Origin of the sequence: Actinoplanes sp. NPDC023936 (assembly GCF_040639325.1) — a bacterium.
Taxonomy (GTDB): domain Bacteria; phylum Actinomycetota; class Actinomycetes; order Mycobacteriales; family Micromonosporaceae; genus Actinoplanes.
This window is the reverse complement of sequence record NZ_JBEZZR010000004.1, coordinates 173,942-189,894: the sequence shown is the minus strand read 5'-3', so window position 1 is coordinate 189,894 and position 15,953 is coordinate 173,942. Positions and strand designations below refer to the sequence as shown.

12 protein-coding genes are annotated in these 15,953 nt (G+C 71.7%); 4 read left to right on the top strand and 8 right to left on the bottom strand.

The features are described from left to right. Positions 1-3: 3 nt before the first annotated feature. Genes AB0F72_RS07140 through pgsA form a run of 3 tightly spaced genes read right to left on the bottom strand, consistent with a single transcriptional unit; the run spans position 4 to position 2,641 of the window. The gene (locus AB0F72_RS07140; RefSeq protein ID WP_360426536.1) at positions 4-1,140 is read right to left on the bottom strand and encodes a glycosyltransferase family 4 protein; all 1,137 of its coding nucleotides are present in this window, start codon (positions 1,138-1,140) and stop codon (positions 4-6) included. An 11-nt stretch (positions 1,141-1,151) separates the two neighbouring features. Further along, positions 1,152-2,018: a phosphatidylinositol mannoside acyltransferase gene (locus AB0F72_RS07135; RefSeq protein ID WP_360426533.1), complete on the bottom strand. Its 867-nt coding sequence runs from the start codon at positions 2,016-2,018 to the stop codon at positions 1,152-1,154. Next, the gene (gene pgsA, locus AB0F72_RS07130; protein WP_360426530.1) at positions 2,015-2,641 is read right to left on the bottom strand and encodes a phosphatidylinositol phosphate synthase; all 627 of its coding nucleotides are present in this window, start codon (positions 2,639-2,641) and stop codon (positions 2,015-2,017) included. The genes AB0F72_RS07135 and pgsA overlap by 4 nt, the downstream gene beginning before the upstream one ends. Positions 2,642-2,783: 142 nt before the next feature. On the opposite strand from pgsA, the gene AB0F72_RS07125 reads away from it, so the two are divergent. Further along, positions 2,784-4,934 (top strand): elongation factor G-like protein EF-G2, encoded by a 2,151-nt coding sequence (locus tag AB0F72_RS07125; protein ID WP_360426527.1) that lies wholly within the window; start codon positions 2,784-2,786, stop codon positions 4,932-4,934. Here the strand turns inward: AB0F72_RS07125 and AB0F72_RS07120 are convergent. The 5 genes from AB0F72_RS07120 to AB0F72_RS07100 all read right to left on the bottom strand — a co-directional run bounded on the left by AB0F72_RS07120 (position 4,931) and on the right by AB0F72_RS07100 (position 11,197). Next, on the bottom strand, positions 4,931-5,065 hold the full coding sequence (locus tag AB0F72_RS07120; RefSeq protein WP_360426524.1) for a hypothetical protein: 135 nt from the start codon (positions 5,063-5,065) through the stop codon (positions 4,931-4,933). The genes AB0F72_RS07125 and AB0F72_RS07120 overlap by 4 nt on opposite strands. A gap of 3 nt (positions 5,066-5,068) precedes the next feature. Beyond that, positions 5,069-5,578 (bottom strand): HIT domain-containing protein, encoded by a 510-nt coding sequence (locus AB0F72_RS07115; RefSeq protein ID WP_360426521.1) that lies wholly within the window; start codon positions 5,576-5,578, stop codon positions 5,069-5,071. A gap of 9 nt (positions 5,579-5,587) precedes the next feature. Continuing rightward, positions 5,588-7,600, bottom strand: coding sequence for a sensor domain-containing diguanylate cyclase (locus AB0F72_RS07110; RefSeq protein WP_360426518.1), 2,013 nt, complete (start codon positions 7,598-7,600; stop codon positions 5,588-5,590). Between the two features lie 74 nt (positions 7,601-7,674). Continuing rightward, complete coding sequence (thrS, locus tag AB0F72_RS07105) at positions 7,675-9,672, bottom strand: threonine--tRNA ligase (protein WP_360426515.1); 1,998 nt, start codon at positions 9,670-9,672, stop codon at positions 7,675-7,677. A gap of 610 nt (positions 9,673-10,282) precedes the next feature. Further along, positions 10,283-11,197: an ADP-ribosylglycohydrolase family protein gene (locus tag AB0F72_RS07100; protein ID WP_360426512.1), complete on the bottom strand. Its 915-nt coding sequence runs from the start codon at positions 11,195-11,197 to the stop codon at positions 10,283-10,285. 96 nt (positions 11,198-11,293) lie between these two features. Between AB0F72_RS07100 and AB0F72_RS07095 the strand changes: the two genes are divergently transcribed. From AB0F72_RS07095 to AB0F72_RS07085, 3 genes are all read left to right on the top strand, one after another. After that, entirely contained in the window at positions 11,294-11,983 is a 690-nt protein-coding gene (locus AB0F72_RS07095; protein ID WP_360426509.1) for a response regulator transcription factor, read from the top strand. A 2-nt stretch (positions 11,984-11,985) separates the two neighbouring features. Then, positions 11,986-13,404 carry a HAMP domain-containing sensor histidine kinase gene (locus AB0F72_RS07090; RefSeq protein ID WP_360427042.1) on the top strand — a complete coding sequence of 473 codons (1,419 nt, stop codon included), beginning with the start codon at positions 11,986-11,988 and terminating at the stop codon, positions 13,402-13,404. 233 nt (positions 13,405-13,637) lie between these two features. Further along, positions 13,638-15,926 carry an RICIN domain-containing protein gene (locus AB0F72_RS07085; protein ID WP_360426506.1) on the top strand — a complete coding sequence of 763 codons (2,289 nt, stop codon included), beginning with the start codon at positions 13,638-13,640 and terminating at the stop codon, positions 15,924-15,926. The last annotated feature ends 27 nt before the right edge of the window (positions 15,927-15,953 follow it).

Genomic DNA, 15,953 nt, shown 5'->3' with positions numbered 1-15,953 from the left:
TGGTCAGGACCACTCGTCGTCGAAGACACGCCCGTCGGTGGCCTCGATCGCTGTCGCGTAGACCTCGAGGACCCGGTTGGCCACGCTCGGCCAGTCGAACGTCGCGACCACGGTACGAGCGCATGAGGCCAGCTCAGCCCGCCGGCGCGGGTCGTCGAGCAGGTCGCCGAGCAGGGTCGTCAGGGCCGCCGCGTCACCGTTCGGGAACAGCGCGCCGGCCCGGCCGCCGTCGAGAACCCGACGGAACGCGTCAAGGTCGCTCGCCGCGATCGCCGCGCCGGCCGCCATCGCCTCGGTGAGGATCATGCCGAAGCTCTCGCCGCCGGTGTTCGGGGCCACGTAGACGTCGACGCTGCGCAGCATCCGCGCCTTGTCCTCCTCGGAGACAAGTCCGAGGAATTCGACCCTATCTTGCAATTTGTCCGGAATATCTGCGTAGAGTTCGTCAGGGTCGCCCGGGCCCGCCACCAGCAGCCGCAGGTCCGGGCGCTCCTGCGCCAGCGTGACGAACGCGCTGCGCAGCAGCGGGAACCCCTTGCGCGGCTCGGTGAAGCGACCGAGAAAGCCCAGCGCTCCCCCGGTACCGGGCCAGCCCGGCAGCGGGGTCGCGGAGACGAACTTCGCGACCGCCACCCCGTTCGGGATCTCCACCGCGCCGCCGCCGAGGTGCTCCACCTGCACCTTGCGGGCCAGCTCGCTCACCGCGATCCGCGCGGTGATCTTCTCGATCACCGGCTGGAGGAAGCTCTGCAGCCCGGCGAGCGCCCGAGACCGGGTCATCGCGGTGTGGAACGTCGCCACCACCGGCCCGCGGGCGGAGAGCACCGCGAGGAACGACAGGCTCGGGGAGAGCGGCTCGTGCACGTGCAGGACGTCGAACTCGCCGTTCTTGAGCCAGCGCCGCACCCGGGCCGTGGAGACCGGGCCGAACGCGATCCGGGCCACCGACCCGTTGTACGGCAACGGCACCGCCCGCCCCGCCGAAACGACATAGGACGGCAGCTCGGCGTCGTCGTCCGCCGGCGCCAGCACGCTCACCTCGTGACCGAGCCCGATCAGCGCCTCGGCGAGGTCCATGATGTGGTTCTGCACTCCACCCGGGACGTCGAACGAGTAGGGCGAGACGATCCCGATCCGCACGCCAGGCCCTCCTAGACCCAGAGCTTCTGCAGCATGTGCCAGTCCTGCGGATGCTCGGCGATGCCCTCCGCGAACGCGTCGGCGAGTTGCTGCGTGGTCTGCTTGACCCGCTGGTCGAGCGGCCCTTCGGTGGGTGGGGTGATCGGACGCAGCCGGGCCTCCACGCGCTTCTCCGAGAACCACAGGTCGGCCGCGTAGATCGGCGCGCCGGTCTGGATCGCCAGGATCGCCGGCCCGGCGGGCATCCGGGCACGACCGCCGAAGAACTCCACCTCGACACCGCTGCGGGACAGGTCCCGGTCGGCCAGGAGGGGCACCACCCAGCCCTGGCGAAGGTGCTCACCGAGCACGTCGAGCGGGGGCCGCTCGCCGCCGGTGAGCGGCAGCACCCGCATACCCAACCCTTCCCGGTACGCGAGGAACTGCTCGAAGACGGCCTCGGGCTTGAGCCGCTCCTGGACCGTGATCATCTGCCAGCCGTGCGCGACCACCCAGGCCGCGGCCGCGTCCCAGTTCGCCACGTGCGGCAGCGCCAGCACCAGGCCGTTGCCCTCGGCGATCGCCTTCTTCATCAGCGCGTAGCTCTCCGGCTCCATGAAGAAGCCCTCGAGGAACTGCTGCTCGGACTGGGACGGCAGCCGGAACGCCTCCATCCAGTACCGGGCGTACGACCGCAACCCGTCCCGCACCAGCGTGTCCGGCATGCCCGGGCCGACGACCCGGCGCAGGTTGTCCCGCAGGCGCCGGGTCCCCTTGCCGTTCGCCCTGTACGCCCGGTCGGCGGCGGCGGTGAAGAGCGCGCGGGCCACCGGCTGGGGCAGCATCCGCACCGCCCGCCAGCCGGCCATGAAGCCGAGCGCGGTGAGCTGGTCCTTCACTCGGTGGCCTTCAGGTCGGCGGGCACGTCGGAGCGGGCCGCCGCGACCAGCCGCTGGAAGACGGTGAAGAGCGAGAGCGCGGCGAGCACCCAGAGCGCGGCCGGCAGACCCCAGTCCACCCCGGCGGCGCCGAGGAGACCGCCGACACCGACGATCAGCAACCGCTCCAGGCGCTCCGCGATGCCGACGTCGGCGTTCAGGCCGAGGCTCTGCGCACGGGCCTTGACGTAGGAGACCACACCGCCGGCCACCAGGGCGATCAGGGCCGCGACGACGCCCCAGTAATCACCCTCGGTGGCGAGGTAGTAGGCGACCGCGCCGAAGACCGCGCCGTCGGCGAGCCGGTCCATCGAGGAGTCGAGCAGGGCGCCGAATTTTCCGGTTCCGCCCCGCATGCGGGCCATTGTGCCGTCGAGCGCATCAGTGAGCGCACAGGCGGTTACGATCACAGTGCCCCAGAAGAGGTGTCCCTGTGACCCGAAGTAGGAACCGATCAGCACGCCGATGGTTCCGGCGACGGTGACCGCGTTGGGCGTGACACCGATCCGGAGCAGGAAGCGAGCGACCGGGTTGACGCCGTACGCGACGGCGGCACGGGCCGTAGTTTGAACGATCTTTGCCATGGCCGTCCCACCATATCGGCTCACCCCCGCATCGGCCGGATCGTCACCATCCGGAACAGTGGTGCTTGCGACCGATATCGCCCCGGGTGTGGGATTCATAGAACAGCGGCGTAACAAAACTGAAACGACGGGAGCGCTCGGCATGGCGCAGAAGACTTCGGAGAAGGGACTCGCTGGCGCCGCCGCGCCGGTGGTGACAGAACCCGGCAGAGTTCGCAACGTGGTGCTGGTGGGCCACTCCGGTTCCGGGAAGACCACGCTGGTCGAGGCCCTCCTCGCGGCGACCGGCACGATTCCGCGGGCCGGCACGGTGACGGACGGCACCACGGTCACCGATCACGATCCGGCGGCGATCCGGCAACAGCGCTCGGTGGCGCTGGCCTGCGCGCCGCTGATGCACGACGGAGTGAAGATCAATCTGCTGGACACTCCCGGCTACGCCGACTTCGTCGGGGAGCTGCGGGCCGGCCTGCGAGCCGCCGACGCGGCGCTCTTCGTGGTCTCCGCGGTCGACGGTGTGGACGAGTCCACCGTCGCGCTCTGGGAGGAGTGCGCCGCGGTCGGCATGCCGCGGGCCGTCGCGATCACCCGCCTCGACCACCCGCGCGCCGACTACGAGGAGGCGCTGCAGGACTGCCAGGAGGCGTTCGGCGACAACGTGATGCCGATCTACCAGCCGATGCTCGGCGACGACGGCCAGTCGGTCGCCGGCCTGCTCGGGCTGGTCACGCTCCGGGTCCTGGACTACTCGCAGGGGTACCCGCCACGGGCCGGCGAGGCCGAGCCCGAGCACCTCAACCCGATCGCCGACGACCGGAACCAGCTCATCGAGGGGATCATCGCGGAGAGCGAGGACGAGACCCTGATGGACCGGTACGTCGCCGGCGAGCTGATCAGCACCGAGGCGCTCGTCCCGGACCTGGAGAAAGCCGTCGCGCGGGGCAACTTCTACCCGGTGATCCCGGTCTGCGCCGGCACCGGCGTCGGACTCGACGCGCTGCTCGACGGCCTGGTCGGCGGCGCGCCCTCGCCGCTGGAGCACGAGCTGCCGGTGGTGACCGGTGTGGACGGCTCGCCGCGGCCGCCGCTGACCTGCGACCCGGACGGCCCGCTCGTCGCCGAGGTGGTGCGGACCACGATCGACCGGCACGTCGGCCGGGTCTCGCTGGTCCGGGTCTTCTCCGGCACCCTGCGCCCGGACCAGACGCTGCACGTCTCCGGCCACGGCATGGCCGAGCGCGGTCACCCCGACCACGACGCCGACGAGCGGGTGGCGCACGTCTACGCCCCGCTCGGCGCCCAGCTGCGCGAGGTGCCGTACTGCATCGCCGGCGACCTCTGCGCGATCACCAAGTCGGGCAGCGCGGAGACCGGCGACACGCTCTCCAGCAAGGACGACCCGCTGCTGATGGAGCCCTGGTCGATGCCCGAGCCGCTGCTCCCGATCGCCGTGGTCGCGAAGACCCGCTCGGACGAGGACGCGCTCGCCAAGAACCTGGGCCGGCTGGTCGCCGGCGACCCGACGCTGCGGTTGGAGCGCAACCCGGAGACCCACCAGCAGGTGCTCTGGACGATGGGCGAGTCACACGCCGACGTGGTGCTGGACCGGCTCCGGGCCGGCGGCGTCGAGCTGGACACCGAGCCGGTGAAGGTCGCGCTGCGCGAGACGTTCGGCGCCGAGGCGAAAGGCCACGGCCGGCACGTCAAGCAGTCCGGCGGCCACGGCCAGTACGCGGTCTGCGACATCGAGGTCTCGCCACTGCCCCGCGGCGAGGGCTTCCAGTTCGTGGACAAGGTGGTCGGTGGCGCCGTGCCGCACAACTACATCCCCTCGGTGGAGAAAGGGGTCCGCGCCCAGCTGGAGAAAGGCCTGGTCGCCGGCTACCCGGTGGTGGACCTGAAGGTCACCCTCTACGACGGCAAGGCGCACAGCGTCGACTCCTCGGACGCGGCCTTCCAGACGGCCGGCGCGCTCGCGTTGCGGGCGGCCGCCGAGAACGGGCAGCTCACCCTCCTGGAACCGGTCGACGAGATCCTCGTGAAGGTGCCGGAGAACTACGTCGGCGCGGTGATGAGCGACCTCTCCGGCCGGCGCGGCCGCCCGATGGGCAGCGAGTCCGACGGCGACGGGAGCCTGGTGCGCGCCGAGGTCCCGGCGACCGAATTGATCCGGTACGCCGTGGAGCTGCGCGCGCTGACATCCGGGACCGGCACGTTCACCCGCCGCTACGTCCGCCACGAGCCGATGCCGCCGCACCTGACCGACGCCGTCCGCAAGGAGCACGCCCGCTAGATCGTGATCGCGTTCGCCGCCTCGTGCATCGGCGCGAGCACCTTGTCGATCACCTGCTCCTTGCGCGGGTGGAACCGCAGGGTACGCATGCCGTAGTTACGGAACCCGATGGCGAGGCGGCTGGACGGCACGCCCTAAACGGCGGGCCACGCCTTCAGAATTAGGTCCCGCGTCTCGGCCAGCAGCTGCGGGAGGATCTTCGTCTGACCGATCACCGGCATGAAGTTGGCGTCCCCGCCCCACCGCGGCACCACGTGCTGATGCAGGTGGGCGGCGATCCCGGCGCCGGCGATCGAGCCCTGGTTCATCCCGATGTTGAAGCCGTGCGGGCTGCTGACCGACCGGACCACCCGCATCGCGGTACGGGTGAACGCCGCCACCTCGGCCGTCTCCGCCTCGGTGAGATCGGTGTAGTCCGCGACGTGCCGGTACGGGCAGACCAGCAGATGCCCCGGGTTGTACGGGTACAGGTTGAGCAGCGCGTAGACCGTCGCACCGCGCGCCACCACCAGCGTCTCCGGCTCCTCCAGCCCCGGCGCCAGGCAGAACGGGCAGCCCTCCGGCTGGTTCTGGCCGGCATTGCTCTGGCTGGCGATGTACATCATCCGGTGCGGCGCCCAGAGCCGCTCGAGGCCGTCGTCCACGATGAAATACTAAGCGTGCACGTGGAAAAGTCCGGTGCCACGACGCTTGGCCACGTACATCGCGGCGTCCGCCTCGCGGAGCACGTCGTCCGGCCCCTGGCCCGGCTGGGAGAGGGCGATGCCGATGCTCGCCGGGGTCCGCAGCTCGTGGCCGTCCATCGGCACCGGCTCGTTCAGCGCCGCGACCACCCGCTCGGCGATCCGCTCGGCGTCACCCGTCTCCCGCAGGTCCTCGGTGACGATCACGAACTCGTCGCCGCCCAGCCGGGCCACCGTGTCCTCGGTGCGCACGCAGAGCCGTAGGCGCTCGGCCACCACCTTGAGCAGCAGGTCACCGGCGTCGTGCCCGTACGTGTCGTTGACCGGCTTGAACCCGTTGAGGTCGAGCAGCAGCACGCCGACCGGCCGCCCGGTGCGCCGTGAGCGGGCGAGCGCGCCGTTCAGCCGGTCCCACAGCAGGGCCCGGTTGCCCAGGCCGGTCAGCATGTCGTGCATGGCCCGGCGGGTCAGCTCGGCGGTGAGCGCCACGCTGTCCAGCGCCAGCGAGACCTGGGTCCGCAGGGTCTGCAACGACTTCAGCACGTCCTCCGGCAGATCCTCGTCGCTGCCGACGGTGAGCACGCCGAAGAAACGCTCCCCGCTGAGCAGCGGAAGGATCATCAGCGGCCGGTCGTCGAAGGCGTCCAGCCCGTCGATGCCGAGGCTCGGCCAGCCCGGCACGGTGATCATCTCGCCGCCGGCGAGCCGGGCCAGCAGCTCACCGGGGACCGCGTCGCTCGCCACCCGGAGACCGGCCAGCGAACCCGCTGACGCGCCGGAGGCTTCCGCCACTGTCCAGTTCTCCGGGTCCTCCGGCGACACCGTGACGACGGCGGTCCGGGCGCCCGCGCATCCGGCCAGCAGGGTCGCCGCGCCCTCGGCGGCCAGCTTGTGCACCTCGGCGGCATCCGTGGTGCGCAGCAGCGCCACACCGAGGTCGCTGAGGATCTGCTCGCGGCCCATCGACTCCCGTAGCGCCCGCATCGAGGCGTCGACCCGTACCATCAGGCGGTTGTTGTCCCGCATCCCGACGAGCTGCCGCACCACCACGAGCGCGGTCAGCGTGATCGTCCCGGCGAGCACCGGCCAGGAGCGCGCGTCCAGGCCGCCGAGCAGCGCGACGATCAGCAGCGCGTCCGCCGCCGCCACCGCGAGATAGGGCATCAGGCTGGCCGGCCGCCGCTCGGCCCGCGGCGCCGCCGTCGAGCCGACAGCGATCCGCCGCAGGTGGGCCACCCCCATCGCGATCAGCAGCGCGATGAAGATCTGCCGGGTGGCGAGGGCGAGGTGCGCGTACGGGGTACCGGCCAGCGTCTGCTGCATCACGTTGAGCAGGGACTGCACGACGGTGGCCGCGATCGCGAACATCATCGCCCGGCGGCTCAGCTCCTCGACGCCGCCCAGCACGATCCGGGCGATCGCGAAGAGCACCACCATCAGCCCGGTGGTCTTCACGAAGATGAAGATCGGCAGGCTCATCTCGGCGCCCGGCTTGCTGACCGCCGGATAGACCAGGAAGTACCAGGAGAAGAGAGCGCCGGCGAGCAGCACGATGCCCATGTCCAGGCCGAGCCGCAGCTTGCTGGCCGACCACCGGTGGCGCACCGGGACGCTGAGCAGACCGGCCAGGATCAGCACCAGCGTGGCGAAGTCACACACCTGCATCAGCGGGAACGGCGACGGATACGACGTGTCGCCGTGCACCACCAGGTGGTAGAAGGCGATCGACGAGGCCGCCGCCATGAACGTCCAGGCGCCGGACGTGAGCAGCAGGTGCCGACGGACCGCCGGCAGGCCGGCCGCGCGGGCCGCCGCCCAGCCGCGCCACGCCAGCCAGGCCGGGATGGCCGACAGCAGCGGGGAGAAGATCTTGTATCCGACGATCTGGACGTCCCAGCCGCCCACGTTCGACAGGTGCAGCACGAACCAGGCCGCGGCCAGGGCGTACCCCGCCCACGCCGTCGGTGGTGTCCGGAACCGCATCGCCCCTCCGCTCGCGCCGCCCGACTTACCTTCGGACGGCGCGAGCGTGAGCTGAGCAGGCCCCGGAAAGACCGTCAGGCCGCGGACGGCCCGGCATTGGTGCGGGAGCGGACCACCTCGACCACGTGCGCCACTGCCTCGTCGATCGAGACGCCGTTGCGCTGCGACCCGTCCCGGTAGCGGAACGAGACGGTCCCGCCGTTCACGTCGTCGTCACCGGCGATCGCCATGAACGGGATCTTCTGCTGCTGAGCGGTCCGGATCTTCTTCTGCATCCGGTCGGTCGAGTAGTCCACCTCGGCCCGGATGCCCTCCTTGCGCAGCCGGTCGACGAACGACTGCAGGTAGTCGGCGTGATCGTCGCGGATCGGGATGCCGACCACCTGCACCGGCGCGAGCCAGGCCGGGAACGCGCCCGCGTAGTGCTCCACCAGCACGCCGAAGAACCGCTCGATCGAGCCGAACTTCGCCGAGTGGATCATCACCGGCTCCTGGCGCGAACCGTCGGCCGCCTGGAACTCCAGGCCGAACCGGGCCGGCTGGTTGAAGTCGTACTGGATGGTGGACATCTGCCAGGTCCGGCCGATCGCGTCCTTCGCCTGCACGCTGATCTTCGGGCCGTAGAACGCCGCGCCACCCGGGTCCAGCACCAGCTCCAGGCCGGACTCGACCGCCACGTCCTCGAGGACCTTGGTGGCCTTCTCCCACTGCTCGTCGGTACCGATGAACTTGTCGCTCTGCGGGTCCCGGGTCGACAGCTCCAGGTAGTAGTCGTCGAGCCCGAAGTCGCGCAGCAGCGACAGCACGAAGTTCAGCAGGTGCTTGATCTCGCCCGGCGCCTGCTCGGCGGTCACGTACGAGTGCGAGTCGTCCTGGGTCAGCCCGCGCACCCGGGTGAGGCCGTGCACCACGCCGGACTTCTCGTACCGGTACACCGAGCCGAACTCGAACAGCCGCAGCGGCAGCTCACGGTAGGACCGCCCGCGCGACCTGAAGATCAGGTTGTGCATCGGGCAGTTCATCGCCTTGAGGTAGTAGTTCGCCCCCTCGAGCTCCATCGGCGGGAACATCGTGTCCGCGTAGTACGGCAGGTGGCCCGAGGTGTGGAACAGGCCCTCCTTGCTGATGTGCGGGGTGCCGACGTACTGGAAGCCCTCCTCGATGTGCCGGGCCCGCACGTAGTCCTCCATCTCCCGCTTGATCACGCCACCCTTCGGGTGGAAGACCACGAGACCGGAACCGATCTCGTCGGGGAAGGAGAACAGGTCGAGCTCGGTGCCGAGCTTGCGGTGGTCGCGGCGCTCGGCCTCGGCGAGCCGGTTCAGGTACGCCTTCAGCTCGTCCCGGGACGGCCAGGCGGTGCCGTAGATGCGCTGCAGCTGCGGGTTCTTCTCCGAGCCACGCCAGTAGGCGGCGGCCGAGCGCATCAGCTTGAACGCCGGGATCAGCCGGGTCGACGGCAGGTGCGGCCCGCGGCACAGGTCGCCCCAGACCCGCTCGCCGTCCTTGTTGAGGTTGTCGTAGTGGGTGAGCTCACCGGCGCCGACCGCGGCCGCCTCGGCGTCCACGTCACCCTTGATGTCGACCAGCTCCAGCTTGAACGGCTCGTCCTTGAGCTCGGCCTTCGCCTCGTCGAGCGACGCGTACTCCCGCCGGCGGAAGGTCTGCCCCGCCTTGACGATCTCCTGCATCCGCTTCTCGAGCTTGCCGAGATCGTCCGGCTGGAACGGCTTCTCCACGTCGAAGTCGTAGTAGAACCCGTCCCGGATCGGCGGCCCGATGCCGAGCTTCGCCTCCGGGAACACGTCCTGCACGGCCTGCGCGAGCACGTGCGCGGTCGAGTGCCGCAGCACGTCCAGACCGTCCGGCTCGTCGATCGCCACCGGAACCACCTCGGCGTCGGCCTCGGGCGACCAGGTCAGGTCACGCAGCCGCCCCTCGGCGTCCCGCACGACGACGATCGCTTTGGGCCCATGCGCCGGCAGACCGGCGGCGGCCACCGCGTCGGCCGCCGTAGTCCCGGCCGGGACGACGAGAGGGTCGGCCACAGCGGGGTTACGGGGTGCAGACACGGTAGTTCTCCATTCGCTCCGACGACACCCGGCTCATCCGGGCCGTCCACGATGCTATCCGTCCTGTTTTCCCATGCTCCGACCGGCGCGGCCAGCGATTTTCCTTTCGGGTACGCGCCACCGCGCCCCGCCTTCACCACGCCCAGCGCCCACCGTGTCCCCTCTGACGACGCCCAGCGCCCACCGTGACCCCACCCGGCCCACTACCAGCGCCCACCGTGACCCCGCCGAAACCACTACCAGCGCACACGATGGCTCCCCGAAGCGGCGCTGGCGGCCCCGCAGCGACGGTCAGCGCACACAATCGGCTTCGGACGCGCTCCCCGCCCACCAGCACATCGGATTCGTCGCCTAAATCCGGCAGTCAACCCGTGACCGCCACCCAGAGTGCCGGAATCCGGGGTAAAGATGACGCTCTGCGGAAATCGACGGACGCTCCAGGCCCCACAGAATGACGCAAAGCGCAACCGCTCCACCGTTGCAGTGACCCACCGTGACGCCGCCCGCCCGGCACAGGCTCCGGGACGATCAGCGCACACCACGACCCGCCAGAACCGCGACCAGCGCCCACCGTGACCCCGGCCGAACCGCGACCGACTCCCGGATCGGGCTATTCGCCGCCGGCCGAGGCCAGCCACGGCGGCAGGGGCTCACGGGCGGAGAGCCAGTCACCCGGTATCCCGTCGAGCCCGGTGTGCGCCGCGACCACACCTCCGGTGATGGCGGCAGTGGTGTCGATGTCACCGCCGGCGGTGACGCAGATGGTGACCGCGGCCGGGTAGTCCTCGAGATGGTGGGCCGCTGCCCAGAGCGCGAACGGCACGGTGTCCTGCGCGAGGGCCCGGGCGCCGGTGCCCAGGCGGTGAGCCGCCTCGTCGGCGCGCGTGATCGTGACGGCCTCCAGCAGGCCCTCCCGGACCAGCCCGGCCGGGGTGTGCGCGGCCACGGCGCGCAGGAACAGCGCGGGTTCCGGGCGGTGGCCGTCCAGCCGGCCGGCCGCTGCCATCGCCGCGGCGACCGCTACCGCGACGCCCCCGGCGATGCCTTCCGGGTGGGAGTGCGTGACCTCGGCCGCGCGGGCGCCCTGTGCCGCCGCGTGCGCCAGCGAATCGGCGTGCCAGGCGCCCAGCGGCGCGGCCCGCATCGCCGCGCCGTTGCCGCAGGAGCCCTCGCCGTCGAAGGCGGCCGCCGCGGCGATCGGCCAGGGCAGGCCCTCCCGGATCTCACGGAGCATCACGACGGCGCCGGGGCCGTAGCCGCGGTACGGGTCGTGCAGGCGTCCCAGCCGCTCGGCGAAGGCGTCCCGGTCGAACTCGCCCTCGGCGAGCGTCACCACCAGGCAGCAGGCTTCCTCGGTGTCGTCGGTCCACTCCCACGGTGGCTCCGGCAGCCGGGACTCGATCAGGGCCGACGGCTTGTTTTCGGGCATGAAGTACTGGGCTCCGAGGGCGTCGCCGACACTGAGGCCGGCCAGGCTCTCGCAGGCCAACGCGAGACGCGTACCGGGGAAGAGAGTGAATGACATCAGCGCTTCGGATCATATTGCATCACTGAGCGTCATCAAAGAGTCTCGCTGGATCACCCTTTAGGTTCTCCTTGCCAGGGACGCTACGGTCTTCGCATGGCCACGGTGTTGCTCGTCGAAGACGATCATGTCGTGCGCGGCGCCATGCTCCGTTCGCTCGCCGACCGGGGGCATGCCGTGCACGCCGTCGGCACGGCTCTGGAGGCGCTGCGGCGGGTCGCCGCGGAGACGCCCGACCTGGTCGTGCTCGATCTTGGACTCCCCGATCTGGACGGCTCGGACGCGCTCCGCATGCTGCGCGGCATCACCGACGTGCCGATCATCATCGCCACCGCGCGCGACGACGAGCAGACCGTGGTGCGGCTGCTGCGGGCCGGCGCCGACGACTACATGGTCAAGCCGTTCACCGGCGCTCACCTGGACGCGCGAATAGCCACCGTGCTGCGGCGGGTCGGCCGGGCCAGCCGCACCGCGCAACCGGCGGTCTACGAGGTGGGCGAGTTGCGGGTGGACGTCGGCGAGCGCAGCGCCATGCTCGGGGATCAGCCGCTCGCGCTGACCCGCAAGGAATTCGATCTGCTGGCGTACCTGGCCGCCCGCCCGGGCCGGGTGGTGTCCCGTCGTGAGCTGTTGGAGGAGGTATGGCGACAGCCATCGGTCGGCGAGGACCAGACCATCGACGTGCATTTGTACTGGCTTCGCCGGAAACTGGGCGAGTCCGCGGCGAAACCCCGCTACCTGCGCACCGTGCGGGGGGTCGGATTCCGGTTGGTGGCGCCGGACTGAGGCTGCGGCTGGCCTACATCACGGCCGCCACCACCGCTGTCGCCGCACTCGTCTTCCTCGTCCCGCTCGGCTGGGGCCTGCGTAACGACCATCGGGACGCCGCGATCGCCACGGCCCGGGAACGCACCGCGGCCGTGGCCGGCGCGATCACCGCGGGCGCCGACGCGAAAGGCGTCGCCGCCGCGCGCGAACTGGCCGGCGGCAGCGCCGTGATCCACACGCCGGGCATCGCGCCGGCCGCGGGCGGCCGGGCGAGCGCCGCCCAGATCGACGACGCGACGCAGAAGCCGGGGCCGATCGAGGCGGAGGTGGACGGCGGGATGGTCGTCCTGCGGTACATCCCGGCCGGCGGCAAACACTCGGTGGTCGAGGCGTTCATCCCGGCCTCGGAGCTGAACAAGGACACCGCCCGCGACTGGTGGCTGCTGCTCGGTCTCGCGGTCTTCCTGGTCGGCGGCTCGGTCGTGGTGGTGGATCGGCTGGCCCGCGGCGCGGTCTCCTCGGCCCGCCACCTGGTGGATGCGGCCCTCGCGGTCGGCGACGGTGACCTGGGCGTGCGGATAACGCCGTCCGGGCCGCGGGAGCTGGCCGAGGCCGGGTACGCGTTCAACCGGATGGCCGACCGCCTGGTCACCTCGCGCACCGACGAGCGGGAACTGGTCGCCGACCTGTCGCACCGGCTGCGCACCCCGCTGACCGCCCTGCGGCTGGACGCCGAGGCGCTCGACCCGGACGACACGCAGATCGGTGAGTTCTCCGCCGCAGAGCTGGACCGCCGCCGCGGCATCCGGCGCATCCGCACCGCGATCACGACCCTCGAGGACGAGGTCAACCAGCTGATCAACACGACGCGACAGGCGGTCGCGGCGCAGGTGGCCGCCCCCGAGGACGGGCTCTGCGACGCCAGCGAGGTGGTCCGCGAGCGGATGATGTTCTGGTCCGCGCTCGCCGGCGACCAGGACCGGGAGTACCGGGTGGTCGGCGCGCACCTGCGGATCCCGGTGCCGGTGGCCCGGGCCGAGCTGGCCGCCGCGCTGGACGCGGTGCTCGGCAACGTGTTCCGCTACACCCCGCAGGGCACCGCGTTCGAGGTGGGCCTCTCCCGCCGGGACGGCTGGGTGGCGCTGCGGGTGGACGACGCCGGGCCGGGCATCGCCGATCCGGAGCAGGCGCTGCGGCGCGGGCAGAGCAACCAGGGCTCGACCGGCCTGGGCCTGGACATCGCCCGCCGCGTGGCGCAGGCCACCGGCGGCTCGGTCAGCCTGGACCGGGCCGCGATGGGCGGCGCGAGCGTGGTGATGCTGCTCGCCGACGCGGACGCGACACCGAAGACACCGAGCAGGTTCGGACTGGTCGGGCGGGGCCGGCTCGCCGCGGCGAAGGATCCGGGACGGCGGCGCTGGCAACGAGGACGGGAATGAGCAAGGGCTACGACGGACAGGTCCCCCGAACGACACAGCGCTGGCTTATATCTCTTTTAAAAGCGTTCCCCTGGAGCGGCCGGACTGGCAATCTTCCCTCCGATCCCATCCGGTTCCCCGGGTCGCAACCCGCAGCGCGTCCCCATCGCCGCGCTCGGCGGAACCGCCCTGTGATGGGAGGCGGCCACCCCATGGGCCCCTCCCATCGCACCAATGCTCGACGAGGAGACGCAGTGTCCGCGCATCGCCGGCCAGCGTTCCGCGGGTCGCCTCCGGGGCGGCGTCGCGCGGCGGGCGACGACAGCCGCAGGGGGACACGCTCCGCAGCGTTCCGGCTCCTCCCGGTAGCCCTCGGCCTGGCCCTGCTCGGCGTCGGCGGCGTCGTCGGCCCCAGTGTCATCGGCGCCACCCCCGCGGACGACCCGGACCGTTTCGCGCTCTCCGCGCTGCCGGCCGACGCGCCCGAGGAGGGCTTGGTCTACAGCGGTCTCAAGCTCGCCTCGGCCGGCTCGCTCTGCTCCGGCAACTACCTGCTCTACGAGCAGACCTGCACCCACGGCCCGGACGCGGCCCCGGCCGGCCTCGCGGTGCGCCGCGACGTGGCCCCGGTGACGGAGAGCCCGGCCCGCCAGGTCAGCGCGGTGCGGCGGGAGACCGGCGCGGTGCCGCTGGACGCCGAGATCGCCCGGGACGAGGGCGGCAGCGCCCTGACCGCTGACGCGCCGGCGCTGATCCCGGACGCGGCGCCCGGCCAGGCCGACTTCATCCTCGGCCCGGACGACGTGGCCTGCTCCGGCGACGGCCGCAGCGGCAAGCGGGTCCAGCTGCTCTACCTGTACGAGTCCGCCACCCCGAGCCGGTACGCGAAGTTCCTCAACTCGTTCCGGACCTGGGCCGCCGGCGTCGACGCGATCTTCGACGCCAGCGCCGGGGAGACCGGCGGCTCCCGCCACATCCGGTACGTGACCACGCCGGAGTGCCGGGTCGACGTCTCCGAGGTGCAGCTGCCGGACGACTCGCTGCGCTCGTTCACCAGCACCATCGAGTCCCTGCGCGACCTCGGCTACAACCGGACCGACCGCAAGTACCTGATGTTCTCCGACACGAACGTCTACTGCGGCATCTCGTCGTACATCGCCGACACCCGCCCCGGACGCGGCAACCGCAACAACGGCGGGCCGTCGTACGCGCGTGTCGACTCCGGCTGCTGGAGCTCGGTGATGGCCGCCCACGAGCTGACCCACACGCTCGGCGCGGTGCTCACCGACTCTCCGAACTCGACCGGCTCGGGCAGCTGCACCGACGACCACGACCTGCTCTGCGGCGCGGACCGGTCGGGCAAGCCGATGCGTACCGTGTGCCCGAAGACCCAGGAGATCCGGCTGGACTGCGGGCACGACGACTACTTCAGCACCAACCCGAAGCCGGGCAGCTACCTGGACACCCACTGGAACGTGGCGCTGAGCGACTTCCTGCTGCGCAGCGACGGCGGCGACGACATCCCGGACGCGCCCGGCGCCGTCGTGCCGCGGCCGGCCGAGCAGCCGGACGCGCCCGCGCCGTCCCGGTCCGCCGCGGCGTCGCCGTCGCCGTCGGTGGCCGCCAGCGCCGCTCCGAGCGTGGCGCCGAGCGCCGAGGCGCCCTCGTCGGCGCCGCCCTCACCGTCGCCCAGCGTCTCGGAGAGCGTGGAGCCCGCGCCGAGCGCCGAGGAGAACACCGAGGAGAACACCGCGCCGGAGCCTCCGGTGATCGAGGAGGTCGCGCACACCGTCGCGCCGAGCGCTCCGGCCGGGTCGGACGGCGACGCCGAGCGGGGCGCGCCGGCCGAGTCGCCGGGCACCACCAACGACGGCGTCCAGGCGGTCCTGGAGATCCGCGAGCCGACCAGCACGTCGGTCCGTCTGACGTGGAGCTCGGGCGCCGACGACGCGAGCTACGAGGTGTCGGTCGGCGGTGAGCCGGTGGCGACCACGAAGGCCACCCGGGCACGGCTGATCGGCCTCAAGCCGGACGCGAAGTACGTCGTGGAGATCCGCAACCGCAAGCTCGGCTACGTCGCCAAGGGCACCGCTGTCACCGCTCCGGCGGCCCGCCCGGTGCAGAACTCCTGGTTCGTGCTGACCAACTCGCTGACCGGCGGGGCGGCCGACCTGTACGCGGCTCGCGACACCGACGGCACCCCGCTCACCCTGGGCGACCAGGACGGCGGCGCCCAGCAGCAGTGGCAGCTGGTACCCGCGGAGAACGGCACCTACTCGCTGGTGTCCCGCGCGACCAACAGGTGCGCGGTGGCCCTGGGCGGGCGGCCGGTCGCCGGGGCTCCGCTGGTGCAGGGCGACTGTTACGCGGCCGACGGCGCCCGGTGGACGCTGCAGGCCTCCGATTACGGCTTCACGGTTCGCAGCGCCAGCGGTGACCTGGTGATCGGGGTGGGCGCGCAACGGTTCGGCGCGCACCGGGTGCTGGTGTTGCAGCGGGACACCGGCCAGCGCCACCAGAGCTGGACGGCCGTTCCCGACTGACCCGCCGACCCCGAATGATCTTGGGAG